The organism is Streptococcus suis, from assembly GCA_002831545.1.
Classification (GTDB): Bacteria; Bacillota; Bacilli; order Lactobacillales; family Streptococcaceae; genus Streptococcus; species Streptococcus suis_P.
The window spans coordinates 1,310,215-1,328,612 of the sequence record CP025095.1; the positions used below are offsets into that span (position 1 = coordinate 1,310,215).

The following is an 18,398-nucleotide window of genomic DNA, read 5'->3' on the forward strand; positions in this document are numbered from 1 at the left end:
TACCCCTTATCGATACAAATTCCCCGTAGGCGCTAGGGACCTCTTTAGCTCCTTGGAAGCTGTCAGTAGTATACCTAATAATTTATCTACATTCCCTTTAGTAACGTGTAACTTTCCAAATTTACAAAAGCGACTCATAGAATTATTTCCTCCCGTTAAATAATAGATAACTATTAAAAATAGACAATACTTGCTCATAAGTAACGGTACTTAAATTGTTTACTTTGGCGTGTTTCATTGCTTGATGAAACTGATTTTTAGTAAACAGTTGACGATATTCTCGATTGACCCATTTTGAAACAAAGTACGTATATAGCTTCCAATATTTATCTGGAACATCTGTGGTATGGCGGGTAAGTTTTATTAAGACACTGTTTACTTTTGGTTTAGGATGAAAGCATTCCGCTGGCAGCTTAAGCAATTGCTGAATCGAGACTTGAGTGTGCAAGAGCAACCCTAGTGTTCGGTGAATATCCAAGGTACGCTTGTAGAATCCTTCTTCAACAATCAGATAGATGTCAGACGCACGGCTTTCAAAAACCACTTTTTTAATAATTTGTGTGCTTAAATGGTAAGGAATATTCCCAACAATTTTATACCTCTGTTTGTTAGGGAATTGAAACTGTAGAATATCTTGGTGAATTAAAGTGACACGAGTATTCAGTTTTAATTTTTCTGACGATAAGTTGAATAGATGACTATCTAATTCAATAGACGTTACCTGTTTACTTATTTTAGCCAGTTTCGTCGTTAAATGCCCTTTACCTGTTCCAATTTCGTAAACGGTATCGGTTTCTTTTAAATTCAATTGTTTTATTATTTGGTTGAGTACTTTTTCACTCGTTAAAAAGTTTTGAGAATATTTTATATTTTTGTTCATTTAATCACTCCTGAAGTGATTACATCTATAAACAAATACAGAAGTTAAACGATTTGTTTGTAATTTTAGTTATCTGTTTAAAAAGTCATAAGATTAGTCACTGGTAGGAATTAATCTAACGTATTTATTTATCTGCGTAATCACTGTTTTTAGTCTGTTTCAAAACAGTAGATGTTTTATCTACATAACGCATTTGATAACGCATTTGGAATACCAACATGACGAATCCCTCCTTCTTAATTACAAATTTTTAGCATCTAATTTAACTTCAATTCCTATTATACAAAATTTTATGATATGGTGCAAGTCAGCACGAACACGAACCGTCTTATCTCCCATTATATCTTTTTTTGCACTGATTGGTGTATCATTTCGTTTTTCTTTTTGTGCGCCTAAATTTCCCACAATCACTCACTTCTTTCTATTTCTTCTTATTCTTATTTTATCATCAACAATCACAAATCACTTGTGATTTGTGATAAGTGATTTGTGATTAATATATGTGGACGATGGTTATTCTGGTACAAATTTCCAAAGACCAAGTTTCCAGAATATGATAAAAGACATTGAAAGCGGTCTGATAAACTGCGTGATTACGAAAGATTTATCCCGTCTGGGGAGAAACTATCTTGATTGTGGGTTATATCTGGAAGTTTTCTTCCCAGAGCATAACGTGAGGTATATAGCGGTCAATGACGGCGTAGATACCTTGAATAAATCTGCTATGGACATCACGCCTTTCCGCAACATTTTAAACGAAATGTATGCCGCTGACATATCTGTTAAGATAAAATCGGCATATCGGGCGAGGTTTCAACAGGGGAAATTCATGGGAACTACCGCCCCTTATGGCTATATCAAAGACCCTGCCGACCACAACCATCTGCTGATAGATGATAAAGTGGCACATGTTGTAAAAGAGATATTCGACCTTGCATTAAAAGGGAATGGAGTTGCCAAAATTTGCAGACATCTTAATAAACAGCATATCCTACGCCCTGCCGCTTATGCGGCGGAGCGTGGCGAAACAGGCTTTGAACGTCATTTTGAGGGGAACGAGGACAAACGCTATATTTGGAGTGGGAACAGCGTGAGGAGCATTTTAAGAAGCCCGATATATGCGGGAAATCTTGTAGGCTACAAACGGATTGCCGCCAATATGAAAAGCAAGAAACGCCCCTCTAAGCTGCCCGAAGAATGGGAAGTGATACCCAATACCCATGAGGGAATAGTCACGCAGGAGGAATTTGATATTGTCCAACAGCTTATTACAAGTCGTAGGCTTCCACAGAACAAGGGAGGATTTGTAAATATTTTTGCAGGCGTTATCAAGTGTGTGGACTGCGGATGTGCTCTGCGGGCAATGAACGTACACAGGAGGAAACGCCCAGAGATTATCGACTGTGTACAGTATTCATGTAATAATTATGCAAGAAACGGAAGAAGCGAGTGTAGTGCCCACAATATAGAAGCAAGGGATTTATTCAATGCCGTTCTTGCCGACATCAACTGTTTTGCGGATATGGCAGTGAATGATGAAAAGGCGGTCAGGGCCATAGAAAAGCGGCTCACGGAAACAGACCAGAGCAGGGCGAAAGCATTAGAGAAAGAACGTAAGAAGCTGAACAAACGCCTTGCGGAACTGGACAGGCTGTTTTCCTCTCTCTACGAGGATAAGGTCATGGAGCGTATTACCGAGCGGAATTTTGAGATGATGTCGGGGAAATACCAGAAAGAGCAGCTTGAAATTGAAGCAAGGCTGAAAGAGGTGACGGAAACTCTTAATGAAAGCTACGAGAAATCACGGGGAATCCGTGACTTCCTCGCCCTTATCCGAAATTATCAAGGCTTAAAAGAACTGGATGCAACAGTTATAAACGCACTCATAGACAAGATACTTGTTTCGGAGCGTGAGAAGATAGCAGACGGAACAGTGAAGCAGGAAATCAAGATTTACTATAAATTCATCGGCTTTGTCGATGAATTACATATCATACCTACAAAACGGTGGGCAGCAATGCCCGCTAAAAATTGTACGGTGTGCGGCGTTGAATATGTCCCGGGCTCTGGTGCATCAAGGTATTGTCCTGCTTGTGCCAAGAAGATACGGAGGGAGAAATCAAACGAGAGCAAACGCAGGAGCAGAGAACAGAAAAGGATAGCATGTATGAACTGTCCGCAAAAAATGACCGACTGAACTACAACAAGTGAGAACAACTAGCAGGAGACATTCTTCTGCTTTTTTTATAGGGAGACAAGATGACACGAATTAAAGCAGTAAAACAAAAGGCCATTTTAAATGTGGCTGAAAGTCTGGGTTATTCCTTCAGACGTTTATCAGGACACATTTATGAACACCCAGACCATGATTCCTTTCGGATTTTTGCGGATACCAATACTTTCAAATGGTTTTCAAGAGATATACAAGGGGATGTGATAGACTTTGTTCAATTAGTGGCAGGCGTTACTTTCAAAGAGGCTGTATCCTATCTTGAAACTGGGGATTTTGAACAAGCTAAGTTGATAGAAGAAACTTATCAACCGTTTCAATATTATTTGCATGAAGAACCCTTTCAGCAAGCACGTATTTACTTAAAAGACATCCGTGGCCTAAGTGATCAGACTATCAATACCTTTGGTAGACAAGGATTGCTTGCTCAAGCTACTTATCAATCGGAGCCCGTATTAGTGTTAAAAAGCTATGACCACAACGGGACCTTACAGGCCGCAAGCCTTCAAGGTCTCGTCAAAAATGAAGAAAAACACGATCGAGGTTATCTCAAAAAAATCATGAAAGGATCTCATGGCTATGTCGGTATTAGTTTCGATATTGGGAATCCTAAGCGACTCATTTTTTGTGAATCAGTTATCGATATGATGAGTTATTATCAGCTTTACCAAAAGCAATTATCCGATGTTCGCCTGATTTCAATGGAAGGTTTAAAACTTTCTGTGATTGCTTATCAGACCTTGCGTCTAGCAGCAGAGGAACAGGGGAAATTGGCATTTCTAGATACAGTAAATCCAAGCAGACTTAGTCATTATCTTCAGGCAATACAAGAGACGACAACCTTCTACCAAACTCATTCAAATGCATTAACATTGGCTGTTGATAACGATGAGGCAGGAAGAGAATTTTGTCAGAAACTGTCAGATAAAGGACTTCCGCTTTCTCAAGATTTACCACCATTGCAAGGACTTGAAACAAAGTCAGATTGGAATGATATTGTGAAACAGCAGAGTGAACTATCCTTAAGTGATTGTATCCAAACAGCCCAAGCACAAGTTAATAAGAATCATCCTCCACCTAAACGAGAGCGTGCTATGGAATTGTGATAACAAAATCAAGTCCACTATCATAATCTAGAAAGTGACAAGGAGGACACCCTATGAGTGTGATTGAACGTCTGGCTGAAAAAGTAGCTAGACAAGAAGAAAAAGTCTCACGTGAGACTGAGAAATTGGAACACTATCGAGACCAACTACAAACAGCTATGTACAGTACCTTTATCAAACGGCAACAATCTAGTCAGTTGTCATTTCATGAAGCACTAGAGCAAGCCTTTGGTAAAGAAACCACACTACACTCAGATTACAGAAATGAGGATATAAAATGAGTAAAACTTGGAATTTTGATCAGCCACTAGATGATGTGAAACCAACATCTTCCCATGAAGAACGAGCAAAAATTGCAGCACTTTTCCATAAACAGGATGAAAAACCAATTGAAGAAGTAGATTATGTGGCTGCTTTTGAACAGCAACAAAAGGAGTCAGAATCTAAAGATGTACAAACGCTCGCATCAACCGTTAAACAAAGTCAGCCGAAGAAAGTAAATATCACAAGTGACTATAAACAACACTTGGCTGATACCATTGCACAAAACAACAAGGATATTTCCGCCTGTCAGAAACAAATTGAAGAACTTCATCAATTGATTGATGAAAAGAAAATCCAAAATAAAAAGTTGCAGGCTATTTCAGTAGCCATTGATGATTTATAAGTCAGGTAGTCCTATGCGGGCTACCTTTTTACAATTGAAGGAGAAGACAATGAAATTTTTTCAAAAGAAAACCCAGAATCAGGATCAATTTAAACGACTGATTCATCGACTATCTGAGATGTCAGATACTGAACTAACCAAAGTAGAACAACTCCTAGATGTGGTTTTTGATACAAATTTTAAGCCTGATAAGAACGTTGAATTATCTCAAAGCGTTATAACCGATGAGGAACAAAGTCTTGATAAGTCGATCCAAGAAGCGAAAAATAAACTTAAGACGGAACAACTGGAGAAACGAATCGAACAGTTTAAGCAGGCGAAGAAACCTAAAAACGGATAACGCACCATATTTGGTGCGTTATCCGTTTTTTATGGTATAATGAAAGCAAATATGAGGAGGTCTTTATCTATGATTGGAGACAATATCAAGTCGCTACGCCGAACACATGATTTAACACAACCAGAATTTGCGAAAATGGTTGGTATTTCACGCAATAGCTTAAGTCGTTATGAAAATGGGACTAGTACAGTTTCAACTGAACTCATCGACCGTATTTGTCAGAAATTTAACGTTTCTTATGTCGATATTGTAGGGGAGGATAAGATGTTAACACCTGTTGAAGATTACCAACTGACTTTAAAAGTAGAAGTGATAAAAGAACGTGGAGCTGCCATTTTATCACAGCTTTATAGATACCAGGATAGTCAAGATATTGCTTTTGATGATGAATCCAACCCTTGGATTTTGATGAGTGATGACTTGGCCGAATTGATTAACACAAAAATTTACCTTGTCGATACTTTCGATGAAATAGAGCGTTACAATGGCTATTTAGACGGTATCGAGCGGATGTTAGACATGGTGCATCATCGGGTGGTGGCTTAATGAGGTTGGAAGAATTCAGTGAGGCTGAGTTTCAGAAGGCCTTACAGCGAACCATTCGGGCCTTAACCCGAGGAAAGACGATTCCAGGTCAACCGAAAGCTATCTTGCTTGGTGGACAAAGCGGAGCAGGTAAGACGACTATTCATCGTATCAAGCAAAAAGAATTTCAAGGCAATATCATTATCATCGATGGTGATAGCTACCGTTCTCAGCATCCCAACTACTTAGCCCTGCAAGAAAAGTATGGCAAGGACAGCGTGGACTATACCAAGGGATTTGCAGGAAAAATGGTAGAGCATCTGGTTGACGGACTCAGCACGCAGGGGTATCACTTGCTGATTGAGGGAACTTTGCGAACCACTCAAGTTCCTCGTCAGACTGCTCAATTATTAGTATCAAAAGGCTACCAGGTTTCCTTAGCTGTGATTGGCACCAAACCAGAATTGTCCTATCTCAGTACTTTGATTCGTTACGAAGAGCTTTATGCCATCGATCCCAATCAGGCCAGAGCAACGCCAAAAGAACACCATGATGGGATTGTAGAGAACTTGGTTGATAACCTAAGGGAGTTAGAAAGAGAGCAACTCTTTGACCAGATTCAGATTTATCAAAGAGACAGGACTTGCATTTATGATTCTGCAATTGATGAAGGCTCCGCAGCAGAAGTGTTACAAGAGTGTCTCTTTGGAAAATGGAGCAAGGTAGAGGAGGAGATGGTGAAGGAGAGTGAACTCCTACTTAATGAATTACTTGAGAAAAATAAATAATTGATTTTAAAGATAATATTTTTTGGGGGTTAGAATTGCGAGGATTTAATAATAAGATAAAATCTGTTTATCGAGAATTAACAAATACCAAAGAGAAATTCGGTAGTTTTCATAAGACCTTGATTCATTTACATACACCTGTTTCTTATGATTATAAGCTATTTTCGAGCTGGACTTCAACGAAATATAGAAAAAGTACAGAAGATGAATTATTTGATATATTTTTCAAAAATAAGAAAATCAAAGTTGATAAAACAAAATTTTTTAGTAGCTTTGATAAAGTTGTCTTTTCTAGCCCAAAAGAGTACATTAGTTTTCTTTTGTTAGCAGAAGCTATCTTAAAAAATGAAATAGAAATAGTTGTAGTAACTGATCATAATACTACCAAAGGTATTAAAAAACTTCAAACAGCAGTTTCAATTATAACGAGAACCTATCCGACTTATAATATACATCCTCATATTTTACATGGAGTAGAAATTAGTGCAGCAGATAAGTTACATATTGTTTGTATATACGATCATGAAAAAGAATCTTGGGTTAATCAATGGTTATGTGAAAATATTATAAGTGAAAAAGATGGAAGTTATCAGCATTCGTTGACTATCATGAAAGATTTTAATAATCAAAACATAATTAACTACATTGCTCATTTCAATAGTTATAATATTTTGAAAAAAGGTTCTCACTTGTCGGGTGCATATAAGAGACAAGTTTTTACAAAAGAAAATACACGATTTATTGGTGTAAAAAATATAAATTCTGTTGAAGGATCGAAAAATCGTTTATTGACAGATTTTAATTGTGAACCAAATTTTTTATTAGATAATGATTCACATGATATTGATTCAGTCGGAAAGAATAATATGTGGATAAAAGGTGGAAAGATTTCTTTTAAAATGTTCCAAGAAGCTTTGCTTGATTACACTGTATCAGTAAGTTTATTTGAACCAAATTTTGAACAAAAGTCTTACATAAAAGGTTTATACATTCAAAGTCGTGGAGGCGATAGAAGTTTTCTTACAGGTGATAAGTTAGAAAAAGATAGAGACTTCTTTTTAACATTCTCACCATCTATGAACTGTTTAATTGGAGGGAGAGGTACAGGGAAAAGTACACTAATAGATATGTTACAATTTGTACTTTCTCAGGATTGCGACAAGCAGAGTAAATTAGAATTCCTATGTAACCATGCAAATGCTTTTGTACTCTATGTTTTAGAGGATGCTGAATATATCATTGAGGTTAGTTTGCCAGATGTCTTGCAGGAAAATAAGGACAATATCTTACAATATTATGGGCAAAATCGTGAGAATAGGTATGGATATCCTTATAACTACAATTCTGACTCTATCAAAGAGTGGACACGCTCTCAATATACGAGAGTATACAAAGTTGAGGGAAAATTTTTCAAATTAGTTGATAAAACTAGAATATTAGAAAAAATGTTTGATAGGAGATATTCTGTTAATGAGTTGGTTAGAACAGCGGATGGAGAAAAAATTACAGAATTTATTTCCGACTTAATGCTAAAAAATAAAAATTTACCGAGACCAAACTATGGTTTAAGAACCCAGACTCTAGAATCATTCGAAGCTAAACTACAGGAACTTGATAAATATAGGAGAGTTCGTAAGGATTCAATACTCAAAATAATTGATGATTTCAATCAAACTCAAGTTGGTAAGTTAAGAATCTGTTATGAGCAAATTGATAGATGGGAAGTACCAGATTTTGAAAGCACTCTTTTCAAAAGTAATTCAACTCTCAATTTCTCATTTGAAAATTATAGAATTAGTAAGCGGGATGTTGCAGATATTCTATACCTTGTTTATCAGGAGTTAGGAATAAAAGGATTTGTTAACGTTATTTTGAAACAAAATATTCCTAATAGGTATTTTATATTATTAAAAAATATTTCTGAGGAGAATTTTGCAAAACATGAGAATAAGTGGAGAAATAATTCCGAGATTAATGATTCTAACATACCCTATTTAAAAACTAGTATTTATTCTTTAATCGCAAATAGTAGTTTACTAGATGAGTTAAAGAGAGTGCTAAAAGAACATGTAGCCAATGAAAGACTTTTTTTGGAGTTTAACATTAACTCAAAAGAAACATCACAACATCTTGACATTCTTTATAAAGAAGTTAGTGTATTAAGTTTGGGTCAAAAAGTTGTAGCGATGTTAGATTTTTTACTAGCATATAGTGATTATTCAAAGGATTTCAGACCATTAATTATTGATCAACCTGAAGATAATTTGGATAACCGCTATATATACAGACATTTAGTTCAACAGTTTAGAGACGTGAAAGCTCAACGACAAATTATTTTAGCAACCCATAATGCGACAATTGTAACAAATTCCATGACCGATCAAGTGGTAATTATGGAATCAGATGGGGCTCATGCTTGGATTGAATCACAGGGATATGTTAGTGAAAAATTTATAAAAAACCATATTATCAATCAATTGGAAGGTGGAAGAGACTCATTTAAACATAAGATGTCCATATATGAGACAGCTCTTTCTGAATAATATAAGGAAATGAAAAGTAGGTTAGAAATATCCTACTTTTTGTTTTGTGATACTTTTTCCAAATCACCTCTATTATCCTAATATCATTCCTAAGAAAATCAAGTGTTGATTTTCTACTGGGGGTTTGGGGGCGAAGCCACCAAGTTATCTTATCGTCAGCTATCAAAACTCAAAGGTTTTGGTCAGCTGGCGATATGATTTTGGGGATATTGTGGACACAATATCTGAGCTCGCAAAGACCGAACAAGGAGAGAGTGAAGTCTTTAGGAAGCGTACTGACAATGTGAGGCAGCCTTACATTGTCAGACAAATATCATGTTGAAAGGATAGTAGGATGGGACAAGAAATTAAGTTAATCCGTAAGCAATTTAGAATCACGAGACAAGAAGAAAAACAGATAAAAGAAATGATGAGGGAACAAAAAGTGGGTAGTTTCTCAGAATTTCTTCGTCAAAATTTGTTGAAAAAGAATTATCAGGATAGAATTTTTGAAAGTTGGTTTTCCCTTTGGCAGTCTCAAAAGTTTGAACAAATTAGTCGAGATGTGCATGAAGTTCTAGTTGTCGCAAGAGAAAATCACCAAGTGACTCAAGAACACGTTTCAATCTTATTGACCTGCGTTCAAGAATTGATTGCGGAAGTCAATCAAGTACAGCCACTCAGTCGTGAGTTTCGTGAAAAATATATGAGATAGGGGGCTACTATGGTTTATCGTTATCGTACCAATCTCAAAAAAGTATTTCTAACAGATTCAGAATTACATCAATTGAATGAACGGATTGCTAAGAGTCATTGTCAAAATTTCTCAGTATATGCTAGAAAAGTGTTGCTGAATCCCAATATGTCATTTGTCACCATTAACACGGATACCTATGACCAGTTAGTATTTGAATTGAGACGGATTGGAAATAACATTAATCAAATTGCGCGTGCGATTAATCAAAGTCATCTGATTTCTCAAGAACAGTTACAAGAATTAAGTAAAGGAGTTAGTGAGTTGATTACTGGAGTGGAGAAAGAATTTCAAGTGGAAGTGAAGAGACTGAGGGAGTTTCATGGTAGTCACTAAACACTTTGCAACGCACGGGAAAAAATACCGTAGGCGTCTGATTAAGTATATCCTCAATCCCGGTAAAACAGACAATTTGAAATTGGTATCTGATTTTGGCATGAGCAATTACTTAGACTTTCCTAGCTATGAAGAAATGGTAGAAATGTACAATGTCAACTTTACCAATAACGACAAGTTGTACGAATCTAGAAATGACCGACAAGAAAAACACCAACAAAATATTCATGCCCATCACCTCATACAATCATTTTCTCCCGAGGATAATCTGACACCTGAAGAAATTAACCGCATTGGTTATGAGACCATGATGGAATTAACAGGAGGTCGTTTTCGTTTCATCGTAGCGACTCATACAGACAAAGATCATGTTCATAATCACATCCTAATCAATGCTATTGACCGCAATTCAGATAAAAAGTTGATATGGAATTATGCCTTGGAACGAAACCTTCGCATGATTTCAGATCGCATTTCTAAAATGGCTGGAGCGAAAATTATTGAGAAGCGTTTCTCTTACCGTGACTACCAAAAATATAGGAAGATTAGTCATAAATTTGAATTGAAGCAGCGCCTTTATTTTTTGATGCAACAGTCAAAGTCCTTTGATGATTTTTTAGAAAAAGCAGAGCAGCTACATGTTCATATTGATTTTAGTCAGAAGCATAGTCGATTCATGATGACAGATAGATCCATGACAAAGCCAATTCGAGGACGCCAACTCAGTAAACGAGAGCTATATGATGAAGACTTTTTCCGTACATATTTTGCCAAGCTAGAGATTGAAAATCGATTAGAATTTTTGTTGAACCGTGTTAATTCTTTGGAAAAGTTACTGACAAAAGCGAAAGAATTGAATCTAACCATTGACTTAAAACAAAAGAATGTAACCTTCATACTTGAAAAAAATGGAAAGCAGATATGTCTGAATCATAAAAAAATAAGTGACAAGAAATTATATGATGTCAATTTTTTTCAAGATTACTTTAAAAATAAGGAAGTAGGTGATTCAGGAGGATTAGAGAATTTAAAGGAGCAGTACCATGCTTTTCAAGAAGAACGAGATAAGGATAAGGTATCCACTAAAGAGATTGAGGAAGCCTTTGAGACATTTAAGGAAACACGAGATGCCGTTCACGAATTTGAAGTGGAACTTGCAGGACACCAAATAGAGAAGTTAGTTGATGAGGGCGTTTATATCAAGGTGTCTTTTGGTGTAAAGCAGAGCGGTTTTATTTTCATTCCTAACTATCAATTAGATATTCTTGAAGAAGAGAATCAGACAAAATATAAAGTCTATATCCGTGAGACAACCTCATACTTTATCTATAACAAAGAACATTCGGATAAGAATCAGTATATAAAAGGACGAACCTTGATTAGACAGCTAACCAACGATAGTCGAGCAATACCATACAGACGACCGACTGTTGAAAGACTTCAAGAAAAGATTACTGAGATTAACCTCTTGATTGAGTTAACAGAGACAGACAAAAGATACCAAGACGTTAAAGACGAACTGGTCGCAGAAATAGCAGAGCTAGATGTCAAACTAAATCAAACCAATGAAAAAATCGCCACCTTGAATAAGATGGCGGAAGTGCTTATCAACCTAAAGAGTGATGATCCGAATAGTCGAAAACTAGCAAGGTATGACTTTTCAAAACTAAATTTGACAGAATCAATTACACTAGAACAAGTGACTGAAGAAATTAAGCTATTACAAGAAAAATTTAGCTTATATCTGGATGAGTATGAAGGGCTGGTAAGTAGAATAGAAAGGTTTGTAAAAATTCTTAATACAGATATAGACTTGAAATTCCAAGAGAATGTCTCACTAGAATAAACTATTACCTATAGGTTTAATTAATAAAAATCAAGGAGAGTTTTTGCTATAAAAAATAAGGAAGAAATCTATCGAAAGAATTGATAATTGGGCGATTGATAAAGGTATCCTCAAAAATATCTTCAACCAATACTATCTAAAGTAATAGTAGTTTGGAAGTATTCTCCCTGTTGACTAGATATAAACATATCACCACCATGCAAATCAACAATTTGCTTAGTAATTTTTAAGCCTATACCACTCCTACGAACTCCAGAAATATCAAAATTAAATTCTTCAATTTTATTGATATTGTTAAGTCTATCCACAGATGTTCCCACTCCATTATCTAGTATAGTAATTGAAAATCTGTCATTGGTCAGAGATTTAAGAATAATCTGAATATCACATCCAGAGGGGTTATGTAAAACAGAATTGTAAATCAAATTATGGATTATCCTAGAAACAAGAGATTTTTCGACATACATTTTTTTGTTATATAAATTTTCATCGGCAGTAAATTCAAAATTGAAATCGTGCCAAATTTCTTGATTAATAATTTGAATGATTATATCTTTAAAAAATGGAATAATATAAATAATTTCTTGTTTCAATATCAGATTTCCGTTTGTTAATCTAGCAAATATATTTAGGTCATTGAGAAGGTTCTGGATATAATGACTTTCAACTAAAGTAGGAGTTAAATATTTGAGTAGAGTGTCGTTATCAGTTTTCTCAATGGCTAAAGATATGTTGGATACAATAACTGAAAGAGGAGTTTTTATGTCGTGTGCAATTCCAGAAATCCAATCTTCTTTAAACTCTTCATTTTCACGAAGTTTCTGATTGGCAGAATTAATGGCGAATGTTAATTTATCTAGTTCTTTTACTGATTTAACTTGTGTATTTACACCGTTCGGTAATTTTACAATTGCAGAAATAATTGGCTTGATATTTCTATCTAGAAAAGTAATACTATAAATGTATAAAATTAAGCAAAATAATATGTTAGCAAAAATAATTGATAGGATAATGATGGGAAAAATTTGAATCCTGCTCAAATCAAAATAATTATTACTATAGCGAATAATACTATCTTTCGGGAATGCAATAATATATATATCCTGATCATTTTCTTTTATTTGAGTAAATACAGGATAGTCTTTTAAATAAAATCTGGAGAAACGAATAACATCTGCAAAATCAAATTGATTAGCTATATCTTTAGGTTTATCAATATTAAATTTTTCTTTTCCACTATTTTTGTCAATAATCATAATCCATAAGTTATTATTATCGATTAATTCTTTGGCTTTTTGACTGACAGTATAATTACCATCAGATAAAACAATTTCTGATGATACTGTTTCTATAATGTTGGAGGCAGACTGTTGGCTACGTATATAGTTTGCTGCTACAGTTAGAAGTACTATATCAACCATTATGATGAAAATAAACGATAAAATAAATTTTAATATATTCTTTTTGAAAATATTCATAAGATCTCTTATTGTTTAAATAGCAAGTTTATATCCAAGCCCTTTAACGGTAATTAGATGCTTTGGCTTGGAAGGTATAATTTCGATTTTTTCTCGAATATTGCGTATATGGACCATTAAGGATTTTTCATATCCAAAGCTATCTAATCCCCAAATAGTATCACATATTGTCTCTGTGGAAACGATGTAATTTTTGTTGGTAAATAGCTTTCTAAGAATTTGAATTTCAGTAGGGGTCAGTGAAAAATTTTGATTACTTTTTTTTACGCTTGCATTATTCAAGTCAATTGTGCAATCTGTTAATTCAATGAGTTCAGATTCATCTCGGTAAGCTCTTCTCAACAATGCCATTATACGGTAAGTTAAAGATTTAGGTAAAAATGGCTTTGTAACATAGTCATCTCCTCCTGAGTCAAGCCCATTTATTTCATCATCAGGATTATTTTTAGCAGTTAAGAATAGAATTGGGACATCAGATGTCTTTCTTACATATTTGGAAAGTAAATAGCCTTCACCATCTGGTAACATGACATCTAGAATAATTAAATCAATTTGAGATACTGAAAAAATATCAATACCTTCGCTAATACTATAAGCAAAACTAATATTTTTGAAGCCACGACTCATGAGCACTTCTTTGATTGATTCGCTTAATGCGATGTCATCATCCACAATTAGTATATGTTTATTCAACAATTGTATTTCAAAACCCATACTTTTACCTCCAATGTTTATATAAATTATATCATACAATAAAGTTATCGGGTTTATTTAGCCTTACTCAGAATGAAAATATAATAAGCATACAAATATTTTATGACTTGACAATCATATAATAAAGATTGAAATAATATTTAATGTTGTAATTCGAAAAATAAAACAAGTTATAGATAAAAATATATTATTTCAAGGGCCTCACTAACTAAATTAAAATATTTGGAGATTAAAAATCTTAAAGTTAAATTTATGTTTTCTTTATACAGACTTTAAGATACTCCTGTAAGATGAACTTGTAACAAAGAAGATATCGATATTGTCGGTAATAAAAAATAGAAAGAGGAAAATGTTATGAAAGATAACTATGAATTAATGAATACGATTCAAGAAGTAAGTCTTGAAGAGTTGGATCAGATTATTGGTGCTGGAAAAAATGGAGTTTTTAAAACTATCTCACATGAATGTCACATGAATTCATGGCAGTTTTTATTCACATGTTGCTCGTAAAAAAATTTTTCAAAGAGAGGCGACTAAAATGAAAAAAGATATTGAATTAATGAGTACGATTCAAGAAGTAAGTCTTGAAGAGTTGGATCAAATTATTGGTGCTGGAAAAAATGGGGTTTTTAAAACTATTTCGCATGAATGTCATATGAATTCATGGCAATTCCTATTTACGTGTTGTTCATAAATATATACATTTAGATATCTTTGAAGTTACGTAATGGAGGATTTCCTCTGACAATTTACAGACAGACTCAAAATTATTTTGGTCTGTCTTTTTTTGATAACGCTGGGCATGGCTACATTTAAGATGAAAGTACTCTGGGGACACCTGCTAGCGAGTAACCCAATAGGACTCAAAATGCTGACTATTATGAGGTGGCAAGGATAGGGAGGAATAGTGAAATGGTGGTTCTCTGAACAGAAATGTTATGTAAGGTATATATGGAGGATGAGAAGACCAAAAATTCTAAATACCTAGAAACCTACCTAGCAATGTGAGAGTTAGGGAGCTCATATCTTGTGTAAACGAGGAAAGATGCAGGACTTATCCCTAGAGGTCTCATGTGAAGTTGATCGTTGCCATAGAAGTGACGAATATTTTGTAATGTATAAATTTATTTAAAATTTATTATTTCTTAAACTTATCTTTAAGTAAGAGTACTAAAATTATCATATAGAGAAGTGCACTGACTAAACTAATATTAAAAAGAAGGTAAAAAATTATGAATGCGAAAACTAATAAAGAAATAAATTATGAAGCAGTTGCTACACTACAAGAAGTAAAAATCGATGATCTGGATATTCTTTTAGGAGGAGCAGGTCATGGTGTTAATACTATTTCTGCGGAATGTCGTTGGAATAGTTTACAGGCAATCTTCACATGTTGTTAGTTTTTGGAGGGGAACAGTATGGTGGGTAGCGAAATTTTGTACAACCAATTTAATACTTTTCAAAAAGTAGTTCTTGAAAGATACTTTCCAGAACTATTACTGGAGGATGGTGATATCATTGATGAGATTGGGAAAAAGATTTTAGATTATTATCGTCCGACGCTAATTTATTTAATAAATGAGAAGCGGATTGAAGGAAGTCTAGTAGGGTCTACACCAGAGATTCGTTATGACTTTTTTAATAATGTCTTATGTAGGAAAGGTATAATATTGGATGAGATTGAGCAACGTTTCCCAGAAATAAATCATCGCGTTGTACTCAGTATTCAAAAATATTTAAGTTTGGTTGAATTTGTAAAAAATACATTTATTTCTGACTTTTCAGAATTAGTAGCAAAAAAGTACATTAATAGTACGTGCGTGACTCCTAACATAAGTGATATCAAACTTAATGTTACTGGAGATATTCACAATGGTGACGGAGTATGTATTGTATCTTACCGAGGACAAAAGGTTGTATTAAAAAAGAAATCAGCTAAACCAAACATACTTTTGGCTCGATTAGATTCTAGAGTCAGTGCTTATCTAGATAAAGAAATTCATTTTATTCCTAGTTTTTTGAATAAAGGAAATTATTTTTGGGAAAAATTCGTAATTAGTAAGCCTATTAATTCAAAAAATGAAGCTGAGGAATTTTATCGTAGAATCGGTTATTTATTAGGATATTCCTACATTTTAAATATTTCAGACTTACATTTTGAAAATTTAATCTCTTCAAATCTTACACCTATTTTGGTTGATGTCGAAACAATTTTTTCTATCTCACCATTTGATACGTTGGTTGGTAATAAAGCAACATTTCATATTATAGAAAAAAGTAGAGACTCCGTACTTTCCACTGGTCTTCTTCCAATTGCTGACTCAGATGATGTTTTTGGCGGGGATACTAGTGGAGTTCTTGGGGGAACATTCTTTGGGGAAGTAAAAGTTGTTGTTAATCATAATCGGGATGACATCCGTATCGAAAAGAAAAAATATCAGATAAAAAATCAAGAACATTTACCCTATTTTCTTAATTCAGGAGGAGAGAAGCATTATCTTAATGCGGTAGAATATATTGAATTCATTAAAGAGGGATTCCGAGAATTGGGGAATTTTTTTGTCAAGGAAAAACAATACCTTAAAAATCTTTATTTAAATCATAGCGATATTCAGACTAGAATTTTATTTCGAAACACTAAGGATTATAGTTTAATACGACAATTACTAATATCTCCCGTATACTGCGATAAGTCGAAAGTGCTATTTGAAAAAATGTCAAATAAACTAAATGAATATGACTGTGATATGTTAATCCAGTCAGAAAAAAATCAGCTATTAAACATGGATATTCCATATTTTAGCACAAGCATTAATAGCTGTGATATTACAGATGGAGAGAGAAAAATTTGGAAATTAAAAATCTCAGCGTTAAATACGGCTCTTAAAAAGTTAGAGAGGCTTAGTGATGAATTAATTGAGGAACAGATTGATTTGATAGAATTTTCACTAAAAACTACACAAGCTTTGTATAGTACAGAGCTTCAAGAAGAATATAGAAAATATGACTGTACTAGTGTTGATGACGGTATATTAAATGAAGGTATTAATGCGTTAGTAGATATCATCTTGGATGATGAGAAATATTCATTGGAAGATGATAGTACAAATTGGTTAACTTTAAAAGTTAATGATCACGACGCTTTTGAATTAGTTCCAATGGATAATTCAGTATACGAAGGAATCGCTGGCATGGCTATTGCTTTATCTGAAGCTTATGATTTAGTTGATCCTTCTAGACAAGAGAGAATTATGGATTGTTTGAAGCGAATACTATCAACTTTATTAAATTTATATACTAAAATAGAAAATCCAACATACTTCGTTGGAAAATTAGGAGTTTTTTCTGCTATTTCTAGAATTAGCTTGATTACAGGTCAGAGACTTCAGATGATATATTTAAAATTAGAGATCAATATTGTTTAAATTTACATCGCAAGCTGATTTTTTATCAAGTTTTCCGAATGAAATTGTTGCATTCAGGAATACAGACACAAATATAGAGAATCTAGCTCAATCACTAGTTAAACTTAAAGAATTAGGTGTCAATAACAATGATTATATATGTTGGAATCGATTAGAAGCAAATAATGTCAGCCTTGCCCATGGGAATTTAGGAGTAGAAGTAGCCTTGTTGTTTTTAGCATATAAATCTAATCGTTCAGAGGCCTTAGATCTATTTAATAAGGCTAGAACTTTTTGAAAATCAACAAAAACTAGGTGAAGGCTGGATTGATAAAAGGAATGGTGAAACAAGTGCGAATTGGTGCCACGGTTCTACAGGGGTATTAGTTGCAAGGTTGGCACAGCTGCAATTAAATGATAAATATAATATTTTATCTGATTCTGAGGTAGAAGAATTGAGAAGAGATGTAGAGCATGCTGTAAAACAAATTATTGAAATTGGTTTTGATATGACTAATTTTTCGCTGTGCCATGGTACCAGTGGAAATTTATTAGCTCTCAGTTATTATTTAAATTATATGGAGAATTGCCAGTCCAAAAAACTCAAAGGTATTGTAGATCGAGAATACAAAAAGTTACATTCATTTGGTTAGAAAAAGGCTGGATGTGCAGCTTTAATACAAAATATAATGTTTATGGCTTAATGACTGGGATTCCAGGAATTTTGTTTTCTACAGCTAAATATCTAAAAGAAGATAAATCGCTTGATATTCTTATTCCTAGCGTATGAGTTACAGAAAGGAAGAAA

At 34.1% G+C, this 18,398-nt stretch carries 21 protein-coding genes and 1 pseudogene; 16 read left to right on the plus strand and 6 right to left on the minus strand.

Annotated features, from left to right (window positions below; genetic code table 11):
* Positions 1-6 precede the first annotated feature (6 nt).
* The 4 genes from CWM22_06480 to CWM22_06495 all read right to left on the minus strand — a co-directional run bounded on the left by CWM22_06480 (position 7) and on the right by CWM22_06495 (position 1,291).
* Positions 7-138 carry a hypothetical protein gene (locus CWM22_06480; protein ID AUC91560.1) on the minus strand — a complete coding sequence of 44 codons (132 nt, stop codon included), beginning with the start codon at positions 136-138 and terminating at the stop codon, positions 7-9.
* Positions 139-142: 4 nt separating this feature from the next.
* Positions 143-880: a 23S rRNA (adenine(2058)-N(6))-methyltransferase Erm(B) gene (locus tag CWM22_06485; protein AUC91561.1), complete on the minus strand. Its 738-nt coding sequence runs from the start codon at positions 878-880 to the stop codon at positions 143-145.
* 124 nt (positions 881-1,004) lie between these two features.
* A complete protein-coding gene (locus tag CWM22_06490) occupies positions 1,005-1,100 on the minus strand; it encodes a 23S rRNA methyltransferase attenuator leader peptide ErmL (GenBank protein ID AUC91562.1) in 96 nt (31 codons plus the stop codon).
* A 20-nt stretch (positions 1,101-1,120) separates the two neighbouring features.
* The gene (locus tag CWM22_06495) at positions 1,121-1,291 is read right to left on the minus strand and encodes a peptide-binding protein (protein ID AUC91563.1); all 171 of its coding nucleotides are present in this window, start codon (positions 1,289-1,291) and stop codon (positions 1,121-1,123) included.
* 91 nt (positions 1,292-1,382) lie between these two features.
* On the opposite strand from CWM22_06495, the gene CWM22_06500 reads away from it, so the two are divergent.
* From CWM22_06500 to CWM22_06555, 12 genes are all read left to right on the plus strand, one after another.
* Positions 1,383-3,077: a recombinase gene (locus CWM22_06500; protein AUC91564.1), complete on the plus strand. Its 1,695-nt coding sequence runs from the start codon at positions 1,383-1,385 to the stop codon at positions 3,075-3,077.
* Between the two features lie 62 nt (positions 3,078-3,139).
* Complete coding sequence (locus CWM22_06505) at positions 3,140-4,216, plus strand: DNA primase (GenBank protein AUC91565.1); 1,077 nt, start codon at positions 3,140-3,142, stop codon at positions 4,214-4,216.
* A 53-nt stretch (positions 4,217-4,269) separates the two neighbouring features.
* Positions 4,270-4,497 carry a hypothetical protein gene (locus CWM22_06510; GenBank protein ID AUC91566.1) on the plus strand — a complete coding sequence of 76 codons (228 nt, stop codon included), beginning with the start codon at positions 4,270-4,272 and terminating at the stop codon, positions 4,495-4,497.
* Positions 4,494-4,883, plus strand: a complete 390-nt coding sequence (locus CWM22_06515; protein AUC91567.1) for a chemotaxis protein — start codon at positions 4,494-4,496, stop codon at positions 4,881-4,883. Before CWM22_06510 ends, CWM22_06515 begins: the two co-directional genes overlap by 4 nt.
* Positions 4,873-5,223, plus strand: coding sequence for a hypothetical protein (locus CWM22_06520; GenBank protein ID AUC91568.1), 351 nt, complete (start codon positions 4,873-4,875; stop codon positions 5,221-5,223). Before CWM22_06515 ends, CWM22_06520 begins: the two co-directional genes overlap by 11 nt.
* A 69-nt stretch (positions 5,224-5,292) precedes the next feature.
* Positions 5,293-5,769, plus strand: coding sequence for an XRE family transcriptional regulator (locus tag CWM22_06525; GenBank protein AUC91569.1), 477 nt, complete (start codon positions 5,293-5,295; stop codon positions 5,767-5,769).
* Positions 5,769-6,536 (plus strand): toxin PezT, encoded by a 768-nt coding sequence (locus tag CWM22_06530; protein ID AUC91570.1) that lies wholly within the window; start codon positions 5,769-5,771, stop codon positions 6,534-6,536. The genes CWM22_06525 and CWM22_06530 overlap by 1 nt, the downstream gene beginning before the upstream one ends.
* A 35-nt stretch (positions 6,537-6,571) precedes the next feature.
* Positions 6,572-9,079: a recombinase RecF gene (locus CWM22_06535; protein AUC91571.1), complete on the plus strand. Its 2,508-nt coding sequence runs from the start codon at positions 6,572-6,574 to the stop codon at positions 9,077-9,079.
* A 124-nt stretch (positions 9,080-9,203) separates the two neighbouring features.
* Positions 9,204-9,401: a hypothetical protein gene (locus CWM22_06540; GenBank protein ID AUC91572.1), complete on the plus strand. Its 198-nt coding sequence runs from the start codon at positions 9,204-9,206 to the stop codon at positions 9,399-9,401.
* A 12-nt stretch (positions 9,402-9,413) separates the two neighbouring features.
* Positions 9,414-9,773, plus strand: coding sequence for a hypothetical protein (locus CWM22_06545; protein AUC91573.1), 360 nt, complete (start codon positions 9,414-9,416; stop codon positions 9,771-9,773).
* Between the two features lie 9 nt (positions 9,774-9,782).
* Positions 9,783-10,148, plus strand: coding sequence for a plasmid mobilization relaxosome protein MobC (locus tag CWM22_06550; protein ID AUC91574.1), 366 nt, complete (start codon positions 9,783-9,785; stop codon positions 10,146-10,148).
* Positions 10,135-11,994 (plus strand): relaxase, encoded by a 1,860-nt coding sequence (locus tag CWM22_06555; GenBank protein AUC91575.1) that lies wholly within the window; start codon positions 10,135-10,137, stop codon positions 11,992-11,994. The genes CWM22_06550 and CWM22_06555 overlap by 14 nt, the downstream gene beginning before the upstream one ends.
* Positions 11,995-12,116: 122 nt before the next feature.
* Here CWM22_06555 and CWM22_06560 read toward each other — a convergent pair whose 3' ends face one another.
* Together CWM22_06560 and CWM22_06565 are read right to left on the minus strand one after the other, a co-directional pair.
* Positions 12,117-13,472: a sensor histidine kinase gene (locus CWM22_06560; GenBank protein ID AUC91576.1), complete on the minus strand. Its 1,356-nt coding sequence runs from the start codon at positions 13,470-13,472 to the stop codon at positions 12,117-12,119.
* Positions 13,473-13,487: 15 nt separating this feature from the next.
* A complete protein-coding gene (locus tag CWM22_06565; protein AUC91577.1) occupies positions 13,488-14,186 on the minus strand; it encodes a DNA-binding response regulator in 699 nt (232 codons plus the stop codon).
* 354 nt (positions 14,187-14,540) lie between these two features.
* Here CWM22_06565 and CWM22_06570 point away from each other — a divergent pair, with 354 nt between their 5' ends.
* From CWM22_06570 to CWM22_06585, 4 genes and pseudogenes are all read left to right on the plus strand, one after another.
* Positions 14,541-14,696 (plus strand): type A2 lantipeptide, encoded by a 156-nt coding sequence (locus tag CWM22_06570; GenBank protein ID AUC91578.1) that lies wholly within the window; start codon positions 14,541-14,543, stop codon positions 14,694-14,696.
* 28 nt (positions 14,697-14,724) lie between these two features.
* Positions 14,725-14,880 carry a type A2 lantipeptide gene (locus tag CWM22_06575; GenBank protein AUC91579.1) on the plus strand — a complete coding sequence of 52 codons (156 nt, stop codon included), beginning with the start codon at positions 14,725-14,727 and terminating at the stop codon, positions 14,878-14,880.
* A gap of 538 nt (positions 14,881-15,418) precedes the next feature.
* Positions 15,419-15,586: a type A2 lantipeptide gene (locus CWM22_06580; protein AUC91580.1), complete on the plus strand. Its 168-nt coding sequence runs from the start codon at positions 15,419-15,421 to the stop codon at positions 15,584-15,586.
* A gap of 18 nt (positions 15,587-15,604) precedes the next feature.
* Positions 15,605-18,380, plus strand: a pseudogene (locus CWM22_06585) (type 2 lantipeptide synthetase LanM).
* Positions 18,381-18,398 lie beyond the last annotated feature (18 nt).

Bases quoted from the DNA above. Each gene is read 5' to 3' on its own strand.
- CWM22_06480 (AUC91560.1), bottom strand. From the start codon at position 138: ATGAGTCGCTTTTGTAAATTTGGAAAGTTACACGTTACTAAAGGGAAT.
- CWM22_06485 (AUC91561.1), bottom strand. From the start codon at position 880: ATGAACAAAAATATAAAATATTCTCAAAACTTTTTAACGAGTGAAAAA.
- CWM22_06490 (AUC91562.1), bottom strand. From the start codon at position 1,100: ATGTTGGTATTCCAAATGCGTTATCAAATGCGTTATGTAGATAAAACA.
- CWM22_06505 (AUC91565.1), top strand. From the start codon at position 3,140: ATGACACGAATTAAAGCAGTAAAACAAAAGGCCATTTTAAATGTGGCT.
- CWM22_06510 (AUC91566.1), top strand. From the start codon at position 4,270: ATGAGTGTGATTGAACGTCTGGCTGAAAAAGTAGCTAGACAAGAAGAA.
- CWM22_06515 (AUC91567.1), top strand. From the start codon at position 4,494: ATGAGTAAAACTTGGAATTTTGATCAGCCACTAGATGATGTGAAACCA.
- CWM22_06520 (AUC91568.1), top strand. From the start codon at position 4,873: ATGATTTATAAGTCAGGTAGTCCTATGCGGGCTACCTTTTTACAATTG.
- CWM22_06525 (AUC91569.1), top strand. From the start codon at position 5,293: ATGATTGGAGACAATATCAAGTCGCTACGCCGAACACATGATTTAACA.
- CWM22_06530 (AUC91570.1), top strand. From the start codon at position 5,769: ATGAGGTTGGAAGAATTCAGTGAGGCTGAGTTTCAGAAGGCCTTACAG.
- CWM22_06545 (AUC91573.1), top strand. From the start codon at position 9,414: ATGGGACAAGAAATTAAGTTAATCCGTAAGCAATTTAGAATCACGAGA.
- CWM22_06550 (AUC91574.1), top strand. From the start codon at position 9,783: ATGGTTTATCGTTATCGTACCAATCTCAAAAAAGTATTTCTAACAGAT.
- CWM22_06555 (AUC91575.1), top strand. From the start codon at position 10,135: ATGGTAGTCACTAAACACTTTGCAACGCACGGGAAAAAATACCGTAGG.
- CWM22_06560 (AUC91576.1), bottom strand. From the start codon at position 13,472: ATGAATATTTTCAAAAAGAATATATTAAAATTTATTTTATCGTTTATT.
- CWM22_06565 (AUC91577.1), bottom strand. From the start codon at position 14,186: ATGGGTTTTGAAATACAATTGTTGAATAAACATATACTAATTGTGGAT.
- CWM22_06570 (AUC91578.1), top strand. From the start codon at position 14,541: ATGAAAGATAACTATGAATTAATGAATACGATTCAAGAAGTAAGTCTT.
- CWM22_06575 (AUC91579.1), top strand. From the start codon at position 14,725: ATGAAAAAAGATATTGAATTAATGAGTACGATTCAAGAAGTAAGTCTT.
- CWM22_06580 (AUC91580.1), top strand. From the start codon at position 15,419: ATGAATGCGAAAACTAATAAAGAAATAAATTATGAAGCAGTTGCTACA.